Origin of the sequence: Photobacterium sp., assembly GCF_033720175.1 — a bacterium.
Lineage (GTDB): Bacteria > Pseudomonadota > Gammaproteobacteria > Enterobacterales > Vibrionaceae > Photobacterium.
Genome location: NZ_JAWWDA010000001.1, coordinates 416,129 through 435,706, shown reverse-complemented (window position 1 = coordinate 435,706; position 19,578 = coordinate 416,129). Strand labels below are relative to the sequence as shown.

The following is a 19,578-nucleotide window of genomic DNA, read 5'->3' as shown; positions in this document are numbered from 1 at the left end:
AACCTTACAGGAAGCAATAAAATGTTCCCTGTAAGGGGGGTAATGTAGACCAGGCAGTGCAACGAATAGGCTTGGTATTACTGAATCAATTCATTGCCCGATGCCGTACCGGCTTCGAAATGGCGAATGTTATTTAATGTCGCATCCGCAATATTCCCCAGCGCCTCTTCTGTCAGAAAGGCCTGATGGCCGGTAAATAAGACGTTGTGGCACGAAGATAGGCGGCGGAAGACGTCATCCTGAATGACGTCATTTGATTTATCCTCGAAGAACAGATCTTTTTCATTCTCATAAACATCGATGCCCAGCGAGCCAATCTTACCGGTTTTAAGTGCTTCGATAGCATCTTTAGAATTTAGCAGCTCACCACGGCTGGTATTGATGATCATCACGCCGTCACGCATTTTGTTAAACGCGTCCGCATTCAGCATGTGGTAGTTTTCCTTTGTCATCGGGCAGTGCAATGTGATCACATCCGCTTGGTGGTAAATCTCATCAAGGGTGCTGTAGGTTACACCTAACTCAATGGCTGTCGGATTTTCGTAGGGATCATAGGCCAGAATATTCATGCCCAAGCCTTTCAAGATCTTGATCGTGGCGATGCCAATTTTGCCGGTACCAATAACACCGACAGTTCTACCGTGAAAGTTAAACCCGGTTAATCCCTCTAATGAAAAGTTCGCATCGCGGGTACGCTGGTAGGCGCGGTGAATTTTCCGGTTGAGGCTTAGCATTAGCCCTAAGGCATGCTCGGCGATAGCTTCCGGAGAATAGGCTGGAACACGAACAACCTGGATGTTTAATGCTTTTGCGGCGTTAAGATCGACCTTGTCGAAGCCGGCGCAGCGCATTGCAATCAGGCGGACACCATTGCTGGCCAGTTCTTGTAGAACGGGTTTGCTTAAATCATCGTTAACAAATGCACACACAGCGTCAAACCCGTGAGCCATACGGGCGGTTTGTCTGGTCAGACGGAAATCAAAGTAAACCAGTTCGTGCTGGTAGCTATCATTAACCAGCTCAAAAGAGGCCTGATCGTACTTTTTGGTGCTGAAGACTGCAATTTTCATATGTCACCTTTCCGGAGAACGATTATGTGATCAACATAACATTTATGGATTCTCGCGGGAAGGTTTGTATGATAATTATATATCTGACAGAGATAAGCGATTATCGCTAAGTGCTTGCATGATTCTGGCAGTATCCAGCACGCGTGCCCATGGCATTAAATCTTTTTCATTATCAATTATATAGGTGGTCAGTTGGTCAGTGGCAACATCTTTTAGCTGATCGCCGTTCCAAGGTTTTGCAATAAAATAGTCGAGACTGGCGTTATTGACGGCCTGGACGGTTTCCTCTAATCCGGCCTGGCCTGTCAGCAATACTTTTCGTGCCTTGGTGGTTTCTGACTGCTGCTTCAGTTCGATGAGAAAATCGATTCCGGTTTCTCCCGGCATGATGTGATCGCATAAAATCAATGCCAATGGGATATGATCCGCAATGGCTTCTGCCAGCACTTCCTTTGCTTCATCTACCGATTCCGCCGCCTCAATAATAAAGTGTTCTTCAAGTGTCTTGAGATCATGCAAAACGCTGTCCAGCACTTCTCTTTCGTCATCGACACATAAGATAAGGTATTTGTTCATACGGTCTCCTTCCGCTGCATTTACTTGACCGGCAGCGTGACTATCATTCGAGTAAATTGACCGGGTTCTGATTCCACCCGAATCTGTCCATGGTGTTGGTTGATGAGCTGCTGGCAAACCGATAACCCGATACCTAAACCGAAATCGCCTTCGCGTTTGGTCGTGTAATTCAATGCGAAGATTTTCTGCTGATCATCTTCGGGGATCCCCTTGCCATTGTCTTCAATAATAATATCAATTTGTTGCTGGTTACTCTCTGGAGTATAACGAGTTGTGATATGGATCTCTCCAGGCTCTTCAATGGCATCCAGCGCATTGGCAATAAGATTAGTCCAAACTTGCTGTAAGGCGATAGGCTGACAGGTGATCGGGGGAATGTCGGCATACTCTTTCGTGACGTGATGACGCTTTAAACGGTTTTCAAAGATGACTAAGGTGTCTTCCAGCCCTTCGTGTACATCAACCGTATGCAATGTTTCGTCATCCTGACGGGCATAACTTTTTAAACTTTTCACCAAATCGGCGATGCGATGGGCGCAGACGTTAATTGAACGTAGAAAATTACCCATCTGGTAATAGTTATCCCACTCTGCCATGACTTGCTTTAACTGGTTTTTCTGCGGTAATAACCAGGAAGTCAGATGGTCATGATCATCAATGCCCATTTGTACTGCTTTACGGGCTAGCTGGCGATCACCAAGCAGCCCTTCTAATTGCTTAGCCCGCTGACGGGTTTCTGAGGTTGATAATGGCCTCGATTGCATGGCCTGTTGCAGAATAGAGTTACCACGTGTTTGGTTGTCATGGCTAAGCTGAGACTCTGTGAGCTTACTGATCGTCTCTTTTAGGGTTTCACTGCCGCGTAAAATAGCAGAGACCGGGTTATTGAGTTCATGGGCAACCCCTGCAACCAACTGCCCCAGGATGGCCATTTTTTCTTTCTCAACCAGTTGGTGATAGGCCTCATCCAATGACTTCAATGTCTGCTGCAGTCGCAATTCAGTTTTAATGCTGCCTTGTAAACGGCGGTTGAAGTTACGTAGCAGTAAGTTAGTAAATAGCGGCAATAGCTCGTTGCGTGAGTTCATGACCTTGGTAAATAGCTGGCGGTCGAGCTTGATAACATCAGTTTTACTGAGGGTGATACCGGTTGAGAACGACGGTTCACCGGTAACAAATGACATCCCGCCCACTAAATGTCCGGGACCGACCCTGACCACTTCATGTTTGCAGCCGTCATTATCTTTCTTATAAAGCGCGACTTCCCCCTGAGTGATGAGCCAGAGCAAACTGTTGGGTTCCCCCTCGGTGGTGAGCAAATGGCCTTCACTGTAGGTACGGCAGGCCCGGCTTTCATCATTACCATCAAAAAATTCATGCAGTGCATCAGCGACTTGTTTTGCTAAGCTTTCATCATCCAGGCTGTTGGTATTTTGAATGAAACCGGAACGAAAACTCGACATCTGACGGTCGATATGTGCTTTTAGAATACGGCGATGATCAAGTGTCTGGCTGTATTTCAGCCAGTCTTCTTCCGGGTGTTTGAGGATGTAGGTGGTGAGCTCTTTAACCAAAACCCGATGGAGTTCGTCTTTATTCCAGGGCTTGGTCAGGCAGTAATTTAAGCGCCCTTCATTGACGGCTTGCATGATGGTGTCAAGCTGCGGCCGGTTATTGAGAAGAACGGTACGTGCTTGCTCGGTAGCAGGATACTGATCAAGCCGGATCAAAAAATCTACGCCCTGATCGGTCCCTAATTCGTTATCACAAATTACCATGGCAGCCCGTTGGCCATTTTGCTCAATAAAGTGAAGGGTTTCATTGGCTTCTTTAATGCTGTCGGCACCAACAATATCGAACAATTTTGCAAAAGGTGCTAAATCCCGGCTTAATCGTTCAACCACTTCATGGTCATTATCGAGGCATAAGATGACAAAACTGTTCACCCACATATCCTTATAAAAAGATCCTTGTCCAGAGTGTATGATAATTCACCAAAAAGGACTGAGACGCTGATTACAAACCTGTAAAGAAGAGTTTCATTAGTGATTGATCAATAGAGGAATATTCTAAGTTGTAATAGACTATACCCAAGCTTACTCAAGATGCTGAATCTTGCATCTTGTGGATATACATTCACTTGAATTTTTAAATCAGGATACGACATGCTGAAGAAAGTAGCTGCGGCTGGTGGTGCTGTTGTTATTGCACTCTGCTGGCCATTTGCGACAGGTCAGGTAGGAGAGCGGATATATCTCGATACTGTTGGAAAATATGATAGCCCTTACGTGAGCATTACCAATGCCAATTATGATCGTGGTTACTTATCTTCTGATGCTGTCTCTCGGATAGAGATAAAAGATGCCTTTAAGGCGATTTTTGAAGATGAGGGGTTGCCAACCGTCTGGTACCTTGAACATAAGGTAAAACATGGCCTGTTTGGGGTAAGCTCTGTCAGCTCTCTGGTGTTGGATGAAGCGTTTCAGCCGATTGCCAACGATCTATGGGGGGACGGCGTCTCCCCGATCACTTTTACCACATCGACGGCATTGACCCGCACAACAGACTTTAACATTACGATTAATCCGGTTTCTTACACGGAAGAAAGCGGAGCCAAAGCCGACATCAAGGCTTTTGTAATGGAAGGTACGGTTGATGCCAAAGGGGCAAGTGAATTCCGGTATCGTTTACCTGAAGCCAAGATTATCACCCTGGCAGATGAAGCGATGGTGATGAGAGAACTTGCTGGGGGAGGGAAAGGCGTATTAGCTGATCAGTTCTGGATTGGCAGTCAGAATGTCAGCCTTAACAGCGTGAGCTTTATTGATCAGAACAATGATAAGAGTGTCGAGGTTGAGGATGTAAAGCTGGCAATGAGCAATACCCTGACCCAGCCCGATCCGGCATCTGATACTGCAGAACAACAGCTTACCAATCTGAACACGGTGACAATTGCTAAAATAACATCGCTCGATGGCGAAGAGTTCAGCAATTTTAACTTTAAAATGGCATTCGCAGATCTGAACTATCGTGCCATTAGCCGCTTGGGTGACATGGCTGATGAGCTTGACGATCAAATGACAGCCGAGCAGGCTGAGGAAGCCTCGTTAGCCCTTGATCTGCTGGTGGCGAAAGGGCTGACGTTTAATCTTGAAGATTTAAGTGTAACGACCCCGCAAGGCCATGTGAAAAGTAATATCAATGTGGTGATTGCCCCGGGGATTGCCCGTGCGTCGGAAAATCTCGCGCAAATCACTGAGAAGTTATCCGGACAGATTAACCTGATCCTGCCACAGGCAATTGTCGATGAAGATCCTGTTTTGTCTGAAAAAGCGGCGATGATGGAGCAAGGCGGTGTGGTTGTGAAAGAAAATGGTCAGTACAAAATGCAATTGCAGATTGAGGGTGACCAGATCATTTTAGCATCGGGTGATCAGCTACCGCTGGCCATGTTGTTAATGCTGCTTATGTAGCATTGTTATCGTGGTTTATGTTTGGTGAGCTTTAATCAGTTATATCTATTGATAAAATTGGTTATTTCGATTTAGTAATTTTAAAGAAATAGACGACACTTAATTTAACGGGGCAGGTATCTTGACATCAAAAAAGCTCGTAGCCTGTTTATCCGGCATTAACAATAGGTTCTGGGGGATACATGGAATCGTTAAAAGTAAAAGATTATATGAAGCTGCAGCCAGTAACATTCGATCCGAAAATGTCGTTATCTGTCGCATTGGATAAGCTATTATCATCAAAACAAATCGGTGGTCCGGTTGTTGATGAGCAAAAGAAAGTCGTGGGTTTTTTGTCGGAACAAGACATGATCCACAAGTTACTGAAAGTGGGGTACTACTGTCAGGACACCGACAATGTGCGAGATTGTATGCGTTCTGATGTGCTGACCGTGTCTCCTGAAGACTCAATCATCGAGCTGGCAGAAATCATGTCGGCTCAGAAGCCCAAAATTTATCCGGTCGTCGATCCGAAGAATGGAAAATTGGTCGGTGTGATCACCCGACGTGATGTGTTAACGGCTATCAGTACTCAGATTGGGGCGTGCTTTAAACACCCGGTATAATTTTACATCAACGTATTAAAGAAAGGCGCATCGGCGCCTTTTTTTGTTGAATATAATTCATATTTAAATTTATTGTGAGTGAAGTCGCGATTTGACTTATTTGGTAATAACTATCTGTCTTATGGTCGTTTAAGAATGAGAGACCTAGATCAAAAGCCTTTCATATTTCACAAAATTATTGATCTGAGAGGGTGAAATCAAGCGGATTAAGAAGCAGAATGATTAACGCGAAAGGTTTATACCCAAACCACCCCGATATACGGTGTTAATACACCTTGAAGTGGTTTGGGTATATATCATTCGCACGCCGATGAACGTAGGTTCGCACGGGTGCAGAATCACTGCTGATTATTCTAAAGCATAAGCAAAAAAAGCAATGAACGCAGTGGTTATGAGTGATGTTTGTACATTTTGTTTTAAGGGAATAACACCATTATGCGTCAATACATCAGGTATATCGTACCTATTCTGATCCCGCTTTTGATTCTTTTGTTGCCGGCGACCGCATTTCCTGTCGAGGGGCTGACAATTGTCCAGCAACGGGTCATTGCAATCTTCTTGCTGGCGGCTTTGTGCTGGGTTCTTGAGCCTATTCCCATTTATGCGACTTCTGTGGTTATCATTGTTCTAGAGTTATTGTTGCTGTCAGATAAAGGACTTTATCTGTTCCGGCAAGCGGAAGGACAAGAACACTTTGGTGATTTGCTGGTTTACAGCGATATCATGGCTACGTTCGCCAGCCCAATCATCATGCTGTTCTTAGGTGGCTTTTTTCTGGCGATGGCAGCAACGAAATACCGTTTAGATGTTAACTTGGCCCGCGTACTGCTGAAGCCTTTCGGAACTCAGCCGAAGTATGTGATGTTTGGTTTAATGCTGATCACCGCAATTTTCTCAATGTTTATGTCGAACACGGCCACCACGGCGATGATGCTGTCTATTCTGGCGCCGGTTATTGCTCTGTTTGGCAGTAAAGATCCGGGCAAGATAGCGTTTGCTTTATGTGTACCCGTTGCCGCGAACATCGGTGGTATTGGTACACCGATCGGTACGCCGCCAAATGCGATTGCGCTGAAATACCTGAGCGAAGAGAACATGATCACTTTTGGTGAATGGATGTTCTTTGGGGTGCCGTTTGTCGCAATCATGCTGGTATTTGCGTGGGTACTGATAAACTTTTTGTACCCGGCCACGCAGGAAAAAATTGAACTGACCATTAAAGGAAAGTTTCTGAAAACACCTCAAGCGATCACTGTGTATATCACCTTTGGTTTGACCATTTTGTTGTGGCTGATGGGCTCGTCCCATGGCATGAATTCATACACTGTCGCATTGATCCCAGTTGCAGTTTTTTCACTGACCGGCATTATCAACAAAGAAGACTTAAAGAAAATTTCATGGGATGTTCTGTGGCTGGTGTCGGGTGGTATTGCACTGGGTCTGGCCCTCGATCGAACCGGTCTTGCTCGCTTGATGGTACACAGCATTCCGTTTGATAGCTTCTCACCTTACGTGGTGCTGGGGGGGGCAGCGTTACTGTGTTTATTGATGGCGAATTTCATGTCCCATACCGCAACAGCAAACTTACTGATGCCAATTATGGCGGCTTTAGGCACATCGATGACCTCATTGGTGCCATTGGGTGGCGAAATCACCCTGATCCTGGTTGTGACTTTTGCCGCTTCACTGGGGATGTCGTTACCCATCAGTACTCCGCCCAATGCGCTGGCACATGCCACTGGCCATGTCGAGAGTAGCCAGATGGCACGTATTGGAGTCGTTGTTGGAGTCGTCGGTGTGACCTTAAGCTTTGCGATGATTTGGTTACTGCATTTAATTGATCATATCTAAGGAAAGGCGAGGTTCGAGTAACTAGTATCTGAAATCACATTCTTGGCTCCTCAAATTTAAGGAACTAAAAGGCGTATTCATGCATCAACCGAAAGCATTACAGCGCATTGTCGACGTCTATTTTCAGGATCGTACGCGCACAATATCGGTCAGTGCAAACACTCAGGTGTTAAAGCAGGATGGCTTTAACGACAGGTTGTACTGGGTTAAGAAAGGTGAATTGTCGGGCTATCTGCACAATGAAAATAGTGGCTTAACGGCGAAGGTATTTCGGGTTGAACAAGGGATGTATTTTGGCGTACACAGTTATTTTGCTAAGACGCTGGTGGCCTCAACCACGGTGATTGCGGAAAAAGACAGTGAGATCGCCTGGATTGATTTAAATACCCAGGCGGTCGAGCCAGAGAAGTATGGTTCACTGATCGAGCAGTTTATGCCGGTGATGGTCCACGAGCTGGCACAACGGCAAATGCTGACAGGCATGCAAGCACTGGAAAAAGAAAAAGCGTTACAAAAACTGTATGCGGCTGAGCAAATGACGACATTAGGTCAGCTGGCTGCGGGTATTGCTCATGAATTGAATAATGCCGTTGGCGTATTGAGCAGTAAAACGGAAGGGATCCAAAACTCAATTTGCCGTTTTCTTGAAGAAAACAGACCGGAAGTTTCACCGTTTTTAGAGCGTGGGATCTGTGACGGTCAGTCATCCACTTCCGCTGAGGTGAGAAAACGGGCAAAAGAGTTGCAGGAAAAGTATTGCCTCAATCGCGATCAGGCTCGCCAGTTAGCTCGGGCCTTGCCGCAAGGTGATGTACCTGATACCTGGTTGGCTGCTATTGATGATGCATTGCAGTATTGGGACATAGGTCGGGATCTGCATGATATGCGGCTTGCTGGTAAGCATGCCGCCAGTATCGTGCGTTCGGTGAAACAGCTCGGTGGCAGTGATCAGACTCGCCAGTCGGATATCGACGTCAACGATACGATTCACAAATCACTGGCATTGCTGCAGAGCAACTTGCGTCGCGTCAATGTGATATTGCGTCCGGCGGTATTACCCACGATTACTGCAAGTGCGACCGAGTTGGTGCAGGTGTGGGTTAATATCATTAAAAATGCCTGTGATGCGATGGAGCAAACGCCTGAGGCGCAGATTGAAATTATCACCCGTTATTCTAAAAATCGGTTGCTGATCACTATTAGCAATAATGGTCCGATGATTGATGAAGCAACCCGGAGAAAAATTTTTCAGCCAAACTTCACCACCAAGAAAGGGGGCTTGTCGTTTGGCTTAGGGCTGGGTTTGTCGATCGTGCAGCGTATTGTAAACAGTTACGGCGGTACGGTTGCACTGAAAAGTGACCCAGAAAAAACCAAATTTCGAATTAAACTGCCTATTGCGTAAGGGACGGTTATGGAAAAGCTAAACATCATCTGTGTTGATGACCAAAGGGAAGTGCTAAGTGCCGTACTTAAAGACTTAGCGCCGCTGAATGACTACTTTCATGTGGAAGATTGTGAGTCGGCGGATGAAGCATTAGAGCTGATGGATGAGCTTGATGCTGAAGGTGAGTATGTGGCTCTGGTGATATCCGACCATGTGATGCCGGGTAAAACCGGGGTTGAATTGTTAACGGAAATATCACAAGACTCACGTTTCAGGTTCACCAAAAAAGTACTGTTAACCGGCCAGGCGACTCACCAAGATACCATTGCTGCGATTAACCGGGCTCGGATTGAAAGCTATTTTGAAAAACCCTGGAAAGCAGAAGTATTACTTACTTCAGCCCGTAACCTGATCACTGAGTATGTGTTTGACATGGGCTTCGATTATCAGCCGTGGATCGAGATTCTCGATAACAGCGTCATTTTCAGGCGAGTTAGATAGTGATAGCTGATTATCATCTTCTCGTTTGCCATTAATTAAAAGCCAAAACAATTTGTTTTGGCTTTTTTTTTGTTGACCTTAGACATTACTCAAAGGTTTATAATTATCACATTGATAAGACCTATTATTGTGTAATAACAGCGAGCAAGGAGAATCACAATGTGTGCTCAATGTAATAAGAAGAAACCTCATATTCATACCGTAAAACCAACCGCAGCTAAATCAAGTTCGGTACAGGTTGTCGCCGCCATGGCAACAGAGTGTTGCAGTATGGGCAGCACCTATGTTGCGTCGAGCGATGAAACCGGTGATGAATCAGGCCCAGACGATCCTGCTTCCGGCCATAAGTTGACTGTTCCACCCTTTGGAGGGGTAATTAAGTCTAAGTCAGGGACGTTGTCGTTGTCATCTGCGGCTGTTTTCACCCCCATACCTGATCACTCAGAATCACTTCCGTCAATGGAAAAGTGTTGCAGTACAACCAATGGTTGCTCTGATCAGTCTCTCTCTTTAGAAGACCATCAACATCCAGAAGCGCAATTAATTCAATCAAATTTAGGTCACAGCCAGAGTTGGAAAATCCTTGGTATGGATTGCCCTAGCTGTGCCAGTAAACTGGAAAAAGCGCTGCTCACTATTATTGGTGTTGAGCAGGCAAAGGTTATGTTTGCGACAGAAAAGCTGGTGGTAAATTGCCAATCGGCATCACTGGCCGCAGAGGTTGAAGCCAAGGCATTAGAAACGGGTTTTAAATTAGTGACAGGTAGAAAGATCCAGGAGCAGGAAAAGCCCGGTTTCATCAAGCAGTACCTGCCGGTGATTATCATTGCCCTGATGATGCTGGCTTCATTCTTAATTAGCCGCAGTTCAGAACTCTATGGTCAGCTTGCCTTCACGCTAACGACCGTTTTGGGGCTGCTCCCCATCGTAAAAAAAGCCGTTAATTTGACAAAGTCGGGGACACCTTTCTCGATTGAAACCCTGATGAGTATTGCGGCTATTGGTGCGTTGTATTTAGGCGAAACTGCAGAAGCCGCCATGGTATTGCTGCTTTTCTTGATCGGCGAACAACTTGAAGGGTATGCATCATCACGTGCACGCAGCGGGGTAAAAGCCCTGATGGATTTGGTACCTGAAGAAGCGACCGTGCTCTACCCTGACGGGACGAAAGAAAGAGTCGCAGCGGAAGATCTTAATAAGGGGGATGTGATTGAGGTTGCGCCGGGAGCACGCTTACCGGCTGATGCCCAACTGCTCGATATTACCGCGAGTTTTGATGAAAGTGCCTTAACGGGCGAATCGGTACCGGTCGAGCACCTGCCGGGTGAGAAAGTGATGGCGGGTTCACTGGTGGCTGATAAGGTTGTGCGCCTGAGCATTATTTCAGAGCAGGGTGATAATGCGATTGATCGCATTCTTCACTTAATTGAAGATGCCGAATCCCGTAAAGCGCCGTTAGAGCGATTTTTAGATCGTTTCAGTCGATGGTACACCCCGGCAATGATTGTGCTTGCGGCACTGGTTATTGTGATCCCACCGGTGCTGTTTGCTCAATCGTGGCATGAGTGGATATATCGCGGTTTAACCTTATTGCTGATTGCCTGTCCTTGTGCATTAGTGATTTCTACACCGGCAGCGATTACATCAGGCTTGGCCGCTGCCGCTCGCCGTGGTGCCTTGATTAAGGGCGGGGCCGCATTAGAGCAGCTCGGGCATATTGGCACGATTGCGTTCGATAAGACGGGAACCTTAACCCAGGGTAAACCTGTGATGACCGATCTAATCTGTTGGGATGGTAACGAAGAGAAATTACTTCGCCAGTCAGCAGCCGTCGAAGCAGGATCATTGCACCCGTTGGCCATTGCGGTAGTTAAGGCTGCGCAAGATCGTGGAATGAGAGTAACTGAAGCCGCTGAGCGTGAAGCACTGCCCGGGCGTGGGATTCAAGGTGTGATTGACGGTGAGACTCTGCTGCTTTGTGCGGCTGATCGTTTACCTCGGTCTGTGGCATTAACAGCTGAACAACACGCGCAAGTGATGTCACTGGAAACCGAAGGTAAAACCCTGGTTGTTGCATTGCGTGATTGCATTGCTGTGGGGGTGATCGCATGGCGAGATAACCTGCGGGATGATGCTGCCAATACCATTAAAGAGCTTGAGCTGATGGGGATCGGGTCAGTGATGTTAACCGGAGATAACCCCCGGGCTGCCGCGGCTATAGCCAAGGAGATAGGCATCGATTTTCGCGCCGGGTTATTACCTGCTGACAAGGTAAAAGAAGTACAAACCGCCAACGAAAATGCCAATGTAGCAATGGTAGGCGATGGTATTAATGATGCCCCGGCAATGAAAACAGCGTCGATCGGTATCGCCATGGGTGGCGGTACCGATGTCGCGCTGGAAACGGCAGATGCGGCGCTCACTCATAACCGTCTGTCGGAGCTTCCGATGATGATTGAACTGTCTCGTGCCACGCTCAGAAATATCCGTCAGAATATTGTTCTGGCGTTAGGATTGAAAGGCATCTTTCTGGTAACGACTTTGCTGGGGATCACCGGGCTGTGGGTTGCGGTACTGGCCGATAGCGGTGCAACGGCGCTGGTGACATTGAATGCATTGCGTTTGTTGCGCTTTAACCCCAAAAGCCGTTTGGCTGAATAACCGGGTATAATACGCAGAATTATTACGACAAAAAATCGGTATCACCTATTCTTATATCTCTCGTTGATGGATAAAGGTGATGCCGTTTTTTTAATTTAATTTGTGAGAAAGGACAACAGCAAACGGTTAGGTGTGACGAGCATCACATTTGCGTGTAACTAGTAAAGCGTTTCATTTTTCTATATGTGACTTTCGTCACTTAAAGTTGTGATTCTATCCGTTATCGTTAACTGGTGTTTTGAGAGTATTTATCTTTTTATAATATAGGATGAATACTGCCTAAACATTAAAATTAGTTTAAAGCCACGACCTCTGACTTCCCTATACAGAGTGGCAAACAATAAAAGGATATGACTATGTCTGAGACTACAGTTTTTCATTTAGGTGTGACAAAAGCGGATCTTAATGGTGCGGAACTCGCAATTATTCCAGGAGATCCGGCACGTGTTGAAAAGATCGCAAATCTGATGGATAACCCTGAGTTTCTAGCAAGCTCACGTGAATATACGCTTTACCGCGCCGTTTTAGATGGTAAGACTGTGATTGTTTGCTCTACGGGTATTGGCGGTCCGTCAACGTCAATCGCGGTTGAAGAGTTGGCGCAATTAGGTATCCGTACATTCCTGCGTGTTGGTACAACAGGCGCGATTCAGCCACATATCAATGTGGGTGATATGATCGTATCAACAGGTTCTGTACGCCTTGACGGTGCGAGCCTGCATTTTGCTCCAATGGAATTCCCAGCCGTTGCCGATTTTGATGTTGCGACAGCGATGAAAGCTGCAGTTGAAGCAGAAGGTGCAACAGTACACACAGGTGTAACGGCATCGAGTGATACTTTCTACCCTGGTCAGGAGCGTTACGACACGTTCTCAGGTCGTGTTGTTCGTCGTTTCCAGGGCTCAATGAAAGAGTGGCAGGAGATGGGCGTTCTGAACTATGAAATGGAATCAGCAACACTGTTAACGATGTGTGCTAGTTCTGGTCTGCGTGCCGGTTGTGTTGCGGGCGTTATCATCAACCGTACTCAGAAAGAGATCCCCGATCATGCGACGCTGAAAGAGACGGAAGCACGCTCTATCAAAGTGGTCGTTGAAGCTGCTCGTCGCATGCTAGCAGAGTAATTCTTATTACTTGTTTTTTGCCCTGATCTCTTTATCGGAAGTCCTCATTTATAGTTATAAACTCAGGGCTTCTTCTTCGACCTCAGGACAACTAACGGCGTACTAAGAACCACTTCAGGATATGTGCTGGAAGCGCAAAAATCCTATGAGTGATCTCACCATTCAAGATGAAAACCGGTACTAATGTACCGGTTTTTTTGTACATATAGAAAGAGTAAAGAAAGTACAAAAAAGGTCGTAATTTCGACCTTTTTAAATGAACCGTTGCTAGTTTACGCAATATTATGTGACTGACCACCGGCATCTTTCAGCCAGTTGTGAAGGTGGGTTTGCAGATCACCGAGTTGATCCGGACCAATGATAGCGAGGCCTAAATCCTGGGCGCGGACTAAATCATGATGACGCAGTGGACGGAAGCTCACCAGCATTGCACGAGCTTGCAGACCGCCTAATAAATCACGCAGTGATTCCAGCTTGTAGAGCGTGTCGTCACCATCATCACGCATACCTTTAGTTTTACACTCAATAATGTGCAGCTTATTATTTACAACAGTTGCGACATCCAGCTCATTACGGACTTCACGGTCTCCGATCTTACGGTAAACCTGAACGCCTACTGAGTGATCCTGAATGGTTGGCAGTTCATTTTGAATTGCACGAACTGTGCTGTGCACCAGATTTTCCAGCCATTCGCCATTCGCGAAACGACGTGCGTCTTCATGCTTGAAAATCAAAATGCCTTTTTCGTAGGTTGCCAGTCCGGTATCCTGCAGATCGGCAATTAACATGCCCAATTCTCTATAGCCTTGTTGCTTTTCACTCAGGGTAACATCAAGCTTCTGCTCTTTACGGCAGGTGGTTGCCAGGTAGTTCAGCGTTGCTAATCCGGGCCCCAGTTCCAGTGCCGATCTTGCCCAGCGTTGTCCCAGCTCCCAAAGCTGATTGTTGAGTGAATCCGGTACTGTGGTTGCTGGCAACTCACTTCTTGCACCAAAAATAGTGAGGTAGTCAGCCAGTTGAATTCGATCTTCAACTTGTTGTTGTTTACGATCTGACGGGTAGAGCCAGCACATTTCGTCACTAAAAGGTTCGATGACATAAATAGGCCAATGAAAAGAGCGGAAAACCTCATACGCAGAAAGCAGGCGGTGACGTAAACCACAGCTCGCGTTAAACCAGACTTCAGTCTGGGTTTGTCTGAGTTTATCTGCTAACTCGTTGAGTCGTTGACGAAGGCTAATGATACTGATGGAATCAGGGATCGGGAAAAATTCAACCTCAATATCTCTGGGTGTCAGTATTGATGCCAGGCGCTCGTACTGCTCTTTCTGGCTTGCCGTGCCGATAAAAATCATTTTATCGGCCGGAATTGCGTGATCTAATAACGGGGTAATAAGTCTTACGGGGTCTTGGTCTATAACGCCAACATGAGTAATCATAAAAATCCTTAATGCCTTCCCCGAATGAACAGGGTTTGATAGTTCTTGTGGGCACTAAAAGGCAAAAAGAATAAAGGATGCCAACACAAGATTATTAAATCTATTTATTTAGACTAAGATATGGGTATTGAAAAACAGTATTTCAATGCAATATCCATAATCATCTTCAAATAATTGCACAAAATCCAATATATCTGAAATATCTCTCTTTTTTGTTTGCTGTGTGTCAGTTTTATGTGGGTTAAAGTCATTTTTTGCTTGTAGTTATTTTAACCAGAGTTGTTACTAAATATCTGCAATCGTGGTGATTATGTAACTATTTAATTAAGACTCCTTTTAGGTGTCTTATGGGTATAAACTCAGCGTATTCGTGGTGAAATCACGTTCATCTAAAGGTTTTTTGATGTTAGGAAGGAAATTGATTGAAATATTATTGCTGAGAGTGACAATAAAGACGTTTATCTTAGCCTGAACTTATTTATGACTAAAAAGCTCACCATTCTGGATATTGCTAAATTAGCCGGGGTTGGAAAATCCACGGTTTCTCGCGTGTTGACCAATGATCCTAAAGTCAAAGCGGCCACCCGTGAAAAGGTTGAGCAAGTGATCAGAGATTCTGGCTTTGTGCCGTCAAAGTCAGCACAGACGATGCGAGGAGGCAGCACCAAAGTGGTCGGAATTATTCTGTCTCGTCTCGACTCACCGTCTGAGAACAGAGCGGTTAGCGGCATTTTGGATGTTATTTATGCTGCTGGTTATGATGCGGTGATCATGGAAAGTCAGTTTAGTGCCGAGAAAACCAATGAACATTTAGCGGTTTTACAGAAGCGTAATGTCGATGGTGTGATCGTGTTTGGTTTTACCGGCTGTGATTTAACGGCGGTAGAAATGTTACAGCATAAAGCTGTTGTTATCGCCGTTGATACTGACACGATTTCATCGGTCGGGTATGACAACCACGGTGTCATTGAGCTGGCGATGACGCATTTACAGCAACAAGGTAAACGCGAGATCAGTTTTGTGGGAGTCGATCCAAGTGATAAGACGACCGGGCAGATGCGCCTGAATGCCTACCTGACCTATTGCAAAGCGGCTGATATTACTCCGAACTATCAGACCGGTCAGCTCAGCCATGAAAGTGCCTACGCGCTGACTGATAGTGTATTGACCCCGAAAACAGAAGCCATCGTCTGTGCCAGTGATACCCTTGCGCTGGGTGTTGCAAAGCGCCTGCAGGAATTAAACCGCAGCGATGTGGTGGTGTCGGGGGTCGGGGCAACCGATTTGCTCTCATTTATTTTCCCCAATACTTTCAGTATCGACCCCGGATATTTTGAGGCGGGTAGAGCCTCGGCAAACTTGCTGATCAGGCAGCTGTCCGGTCTGTGTGCGATAACTCATCTGACGCAGCAAGCGACTCTGTCTTATTAACCCTTAAATTAAAACGCGATCAGCTAAAAGTCATCGTTACCTTCTATTCTGATAACGTGTCGGGAGGTTTTTTTGCCCGCACGGTGTGAACTCTTTCACGGTTTGGGAATGTTCCCATTTTGTTTCTGTCACTCTTTTGCCATTATCATGACTACGAGTGGGAACATTCCCGCTAGGCGGGAACACTAAACAACGATAAGTACCTTTCACAACATGAGATGGACAACGGTATGAGTAAGATAAATCGGCAGCACATCGAACGCTTGGTTGAATGCATCGGCGGTGCTGACAATATTGCCAGCGTAAGTCATTGTCTTACCCGACTACGCTTTGTACTAAACGATACGGATCTGGCAAAGGTTAAAGACATTGAAGCCATTCCGATGGTGAAGGGCTGCTTTACCAATGCGGGTCAGTTTCAGGTGGTGATTGGTACTGAGGTTGATGACGTTTATAAGATCCTATCAGGCATGACAGGCAATGCAGCTGCATCGAAAGATGAGGCAAAAGTTGCTGCCCGCCAGAATATGAGCCTGCTTGAGCGTAGCATTTCCCATCTGGCCGAAATTTTTGTTCCTCTGTTACCTGCGATAATTACCGGTGGTTTGATTCTGGGCTTTCGCAACGTCATAGGCGACATTCGGATGTTCGATGGTAAGACGTTGGTTGAAATCAGCCAGTTCTGGTCGACAGTGCATTCTTTCCTGTGGCTGATTGGTGAGGCGATCTTCTTCTTCCTGCCGGTCGGGGTCTGTTGGTCCACGGTGAAAAAGCTCGGCGGTACACCGATCCTGGGTATCGTTCTCGGTGTCACCCTTGTTTCACCACAATTGATGAATGCCTACCTGATCGGCAAACAAGTGCCCGAAGTCTGGGACTTTGGCTGGTTTGTGATTGAGAAAGTGGGGTATCAGGCTCAGGTTATTCCTGCCATGCTGGCGGGTATCGCCCTGGCAATGATTGAGACGAATCTGAAGCGGATCATTCCTGCCTACCTGTATTTAGTCATCGTACCATTTATTTCGCTCATTCTGGCTGTGATTCTGGCGCATGCCTTTATTGGTCCGTTTGGCCGGGTGATTGGTAATGGGGTGGCCTATGCGGCGAAAATTGCAATGACCGGTGACTTTGCCGTGCTTGGCTCGATGATCTTTGGCTTCTTGTATGCGCCATTGGTCATTACGGGGATTCACCATACGACCAATGCCGTCGATTTGCAGCTAATGCAGGATATGGGCGGTACACCGATCTGGCCTTTGATTGCATTGTCTAATATCGCCCAGGCTTCTGCCGTTGTCGGTATTATCTGGATCAGCAAAAAACACAATGAGCGTGAAATATCAGTCCCTGCAGCAATTTCGGCCTTCCTTGGAGTAACAGAGCCTGCAATGTACGGGATCAACCTGAAATACAAATTCCCGATGTTAACTGCGATGATTGGCTCTGCCATGGCCGCTGCGATTTGTGGTAGTGCCGGCGTGATGGCCAACGGCATAGGTGTCGGCGGTCTGCCGGGCATTCTGTCTATTCAACCACAGTACTGGATGGTGTACCTCGTTGCCATGCTGGTCGCGATTATCGTCCCTATTGCCTTAACGCTGGTACTTTATAAGCGCGCACAGGCCAAGGGACAGATTGAGGATTGTGAGCAAACACCGCAAACCATTTAAAGCTTCAGAATGGGATAGACCAAGCGGCTGGGCTATCCCCGTTTTATATAAGCAAATTTTCTTTTGAATCAATTTTCTGTGAGTAACAAGCATGATGACAGAACAACAGGAATGGTGGCGTACTGCGACTATTTATCAAATTTATCCTAAAAGCTTTTGTGACAGCGGAAGTCAGGGTACTGGCGATATTCAAGGGATCATTTCTAAGCTCGATTACCTTAAAACGCTGGGTGTCGATGCCATCTGGTTAACCCCAATCTACTGTTCGCCAATGGTCGATAACGGCTACGATATTTCTGACTATTACAATATCAATCCGGATTTTGGCACCATGGCTGATTTCGACCAGCTACTGGCCGAGGCGCATGAACAAGGTATCCGCATTGTGATGGATATCGTGGTAAACCATACCTCAACCGAGCATGCGTGGTTTAAGTCGGCGCTGGGTGATAAGCAAAGCCCGTATCGTGATTATTACATCTGGAAAAATCCGGTTAACGGTCAGGCCCCAACAAACTGGGAGTCTAAATTCGGCGGCAATGCCTGGGAGCTGGATGAAGCAACCGGTCAGTACTACCTGCATTTGTTTGCTAAAGAACAAGCCGATTTGAATTGGGAAAATCCAAATGTTCGGGCCGACGTGAAAGAGGTGATCAGTTTCTGGGCGGAGAAGGGCGTAGACGGTTTCCGCCTGGATGTGATCAACCTGATTTCCAAGCAACAAGACTTTCAGAATGACGATATTGGTGATGGTCGCCGCTTTTATACTGATGGCCCGCGTGTTCATCAATATCTGCAGGAGATCAGCAAAGCGGTATTCCAGCAATACGGATCGGTAACGGTCGGTGAAATGTCATCAACCACGCTTGAACATTGCCAGCAGTATTCGTCGCCTGACGGTAAAGAGCTGTCGATGGTATTCAACTTCCACCACCTGAAAGCCGATTATCTTGATGGCGACAAATGGACTAAAGCGCCGTTTGACTTTCTTCAGCTTAAGCAAATATTCAGCCACTGGCAGCAGGGGCTGCACAACAAAGGCTGGGGGGCGTTGTTCTGGTGTAACCATGATCAGCCACGGGTGGTCAGCCGCTTAGGTGATGATCAGCAATACCGTGTCGAATCGGCGAAAATGCTGGCGACCTCGGTGCATATGATGCAGGGCACACCATACGTTTATCAAGGCGAAGAGATTGGTATGACCAATCCGGGGTATACCTCAATTGCGCAGTACCGTGATGTGGAAAGTACCAATATGTACGACATCATGGTGAACCAGCAAGGTGTGAGCGAAGCCGAGATGCTGGCTATTTTAGCGCAAAAATCCCGTGATAACTCACGGACGCCAATGCAGTGGAATGGCCAAGAGCATGCCGGGTTTACCCAAGGTCAGCCATGGCTGGAAGTGGCGGCGAATTATCCTGAAATCAACGCCGAAAAAGCGGTGGCGGATGACGGTTCCGTATTCCACTATTATCGTCAGCTGATTAAATTACGTAAAGAGTTAGCCGTGATCACAACCGGTGATTACACGGATCTAATGCCCGAGCATTCGCAGCTGTTTTGCTATCGCCGTCAGTCTGATAAGCAAACCTTAGTTTGTATCAATAATTACTATGGTCAGGAAACCGAATGCCAGTTGCCAGAAACGCTTAATGTTAAACAAGGGCGGTATATTCTGGGCAACTATGCAGATTATCGCCAGCAAGACCCCAGCCATCACCTGGTACTGAAACCTTATGAATGCCGTGTCTTGTTGATTGAACATAATTGATATCAACCGGTATATC

General features: G+C 46.5%; 14 protein-coding genes. 10 read left to right on the top strand and 4 right to left on the bottom strand.

Annotated elements, in window-relative coordinates:
* Window positions 1-77 precede the first annotated feature (77 nt).
* The 3 genes from R3289_RS01845 to R3289_RS01835 all read right to left on the bottom strand — a co-directional run bounded on the left by R3289_RS01845 (window position 78) and on the right by R3289_RS01835 (window position 3,592).
* Window positions 78-1,070, bottom strand: a complete 993-nt coding sequence (locus R3289_RS01845; protein ID WP_318923651.1) for a 2-hydroxyacid dehydrogenase — start codon at window positions 1,068-1,070, stop codon at window positions 78-80.
* A 75-nt stretch (window positions 1,071-1,145) separates the two neighbouring features.
* On the bottom strand, window positions 1,146-1,646 hold the full coding sequence (locus tag R3289_RS01840; RefSeq protein WP_318923650.1) for a response regulator: 501 nt from the start codon (window positions 1,644-1,646) through the stop codon (window positions 1,146-1,148).
* A 20-nt stretch (window positions 1,647-1,666) separates the two neighbouring features.
* The gene (locus R3289_RS01835; protein ID WP_318923649.1) at window positions 1,667-3,592 is read right to left on the bottom strand and encodes an ATP-binding protein; all 1,926 of its coding nucleotides are present in this window, start codon (window positions 3,590-3,592) and stop codon (window positions 1,667-1,669) included.
* Between the two features lie 219 nt (window positions 3,593-3,811).
* On the opposite strand from R3289_RS01835, the gene R3289_RS01830 reads away from it, so the two are divergent.
* The 7 genes from R3289_RS01830 to udp all read left to right on the top strand — a co-directional run bounded on the left by R3289_RS01830 (window position 3,812) and on the right by udp (window position 13,248).
* Entirely contained in the window at window positions 3,812-5,119 is a 1,308-nt protein-coding gene (locus R3289_RS01830) for a DUF945 family protein (RefSeq protein ID WP_318923648.1), read from the top strand.
* Between the two features lie 182 nt (window positions 5,120-5,301).
* Window positions 5,302-5,724, top strand: coding sequence for a CBS domain-containing protein (locus R3289_RS01825; RefSeq protein ID WP_318923647.1), 423 nt, complete (start codon window positions 5,302-5,304; stop codon window positions 5,722-5,724).
* 435 nt (window positions 5,725-6,159) lie between these two features.
* On the top strand, window positions 6,160-7,575 hold the full coding sequence (locus tag R3289_RS01820; protein ID WP_318923646.1) for an SLC13 family permease: 1,416 nt from the start codon (window positions 6,160-6,162) through the stop codon (window positions 7,573-7,575).
* A gap of 79 nt (window positions 7,576-7,654) precedes the next feature.
* Window positions 7,655-8,980, top strand: coding sequence for an ATP-binding protein (locus R3289_RS01815; protein WP_318923645.1), 1,326 nt, complete (start codon window positions 7,655-7,657; stop codon window positions 8,978-8,980).
* 9 nt (window positions 8,981-8,989) lie between these two features.
* Window positions 8,990-9,463 (top strand): response regulator, encoded by a 474-nt coding sequence (locus R3289_RS01810; protein WP_318923644.1) that lies wholly within the window; start codon window positions 8,990-8,992, stop codon window positions 9,461-9,463.
* Window positions 9,464-9,622: 159 nt separating this feature from the next.
* Window positions 9,623-12,124: a zinc/cadmium/mercury/lead-transporting ATPase gene (locus R3289_RS01805; RefSeq protein ID WP_318923643.1), complete on the top strand. Its 2,502-nt coding sequence runs from the start codon at window positions 9,623-9,625 to the stop codon at window positions 12,122-12,124.
* Between the two features lie 356 nt (window positions 12,125-12,480).
* Window positions 12,481-13,248 carry a uridine phosphorylase gene (gene udp, locus R3289_RS01800; protein WP_318923642.1) on the top strand — a complete coding sequence of 256 codons (768 nt, stop codon included), beginning with the start codon at window positions 12,481-12,483 and terminating at the stop codon, window positions 13,246-13,248.
* Window positions 13,249-13,520: 272 nt separating this feature from the next.
* Here udp and R3289_RS01795 read toward each other — a convergent pair whose 3' ends face one another.
* Window positions 13,521-14,687, bottom strand: coding sequence for a Card1-like endonuclease domain-containing protein (locus tag R3289_RS01795; RefSeq protein ID WP_318923641.1), 1,167 nt, complete (start codon window positions 14,685-14,687; stop codon window positions 13,521-13,523).
* 480 nt (window positions 14,688-15,167) lie between these two features.
* On the opposite strand from R3289_RS01795, the gene treR reads away from it, so the two are divergent.
* From treR to treC, 3 genes are all read left to right on the top strand, one after another.
* Window positions 15,168-16,118: a trehalose operon repressor TreR gene (gene treR / locus R3289_RS01790; RefSeq protein WP_318923640.1), complete on the top strand. Its 951-nt coding sequence runs from the start codon at window positions 15,168-15,170 to the stop codon at window positions 16,116-16,118.
* Window positions 16,119-16,348: 230 nt separating this feature from the next.
* The gene (treB, locus tag R3289_RS01785) at window positions 16,349-17,788 is read left to right on the top strand and encodes a PTS trehalose transporter subunit IIBC (protein ID WP_318923639.1); all 1,440 of its coding nucleotides are present in this window, start codon (window positions 16,349-16,351) and stop codon (window positions 17,786-17,788) included.
* A 91-nt stretch (window positions 17,789-17,879) separates the two neighbouring features.
* A complete protein-coding gene (gene treC, locus R3289_RS01780) occupies window positions 17,880-19,562 on the top strand; it encodes an alpha,alpha-phosphotrehalase (RefSeq protein WP_318923638.1) in 1,683 nt (560 codons plus the stop codon).
* The last annotated feature ends 16 nt before the right edge of the window (window positions 19,563-19,578 follow it).

Coding starts and splice junctions, on each gene's coding strand:
- R3289_RS01815 (WP_318923645.1), top strand. CDS start 7,655: ATGCATCAACCGAAAGCATTACAGCGCATTGTCGACGTCTATTTTCAG.
- R3289_RS01805 (WP_318923643.1), top strand. CDS start 9,623: ATGTGTGCTCAATGTAATAAGAAGAAACCTCATATTCATACCGTAAAA.
- R3289_RS01820 (WP_318923646.1), top strand. CDS start 6,160: ATGCGTCAATACATCAGGTATATCGTACCTATTCTGATCCCGCTTTTG.
- udp (WP_318923642.1), top strand. CDS start 12,481: ATGTCTGAGACTACAGTTTTTCATTTAGGTGTGACAAAAGCGGATCTT.
- R3289_RS01830 (WP_318923648.1), top strand. CDS start 3,812: ATGCTGAAGAAAGTAGCTGCGGCTGGTGGTGCTGTTGTTATTGCACTC.
- treC (WP_318923638.1), top strand. CDS start 17,880: ATGATGACAGAACAACAGGAATGGTGGCGTACTGCGACTATTTATCAA.
- R3289_RS01810 (WP_318923644.1), top strand. CDS start 8,990: ATGGAAAAGCTAAACATCATCTGTGTTGATGACCAAAGGGAAGTGCTA.
- R3289_RS01845 (WP_318923651.1), bottom strand. CDS start 1,070: ATGAAAATTGCAGTCTTCAGCACCAAAAAGTACGATCAGGCCTCTTTT.
- R3289_RS01825 (WP_318923647.1), top strand. CDS start 5,302: ATGGAATCGTTAAAAGTAAAAGATTATATGAAGCTGCAGCCAGTAACA.
- R3289_RS01795 (WP_318923641.1), bottom strand. CDS start 14,687: ATGATTACTCATGTTGGCGTTATAGACCAAGACCCCGTAAGACTTATT.
- treR (WP_318923640.1), top strand. CDS start 15,168: ATGACTAAAAAGCTCACCATTCTGGATATTGCTAAATTAGCCGGGGTT.
- treB (WP_318923639.1), top strand. CDS start 16,349: ATGAGTAAGATAAATCGGCAGCACATCGAACGCTTGGTTGAATGCATC.
- R3289_RS01840 (WP_318923650.1), bottom strand. CDS start 1,646: ATGAACAAATACCTTATCTTATGTGTCGATGACGAAAGAGAAGTGCTG.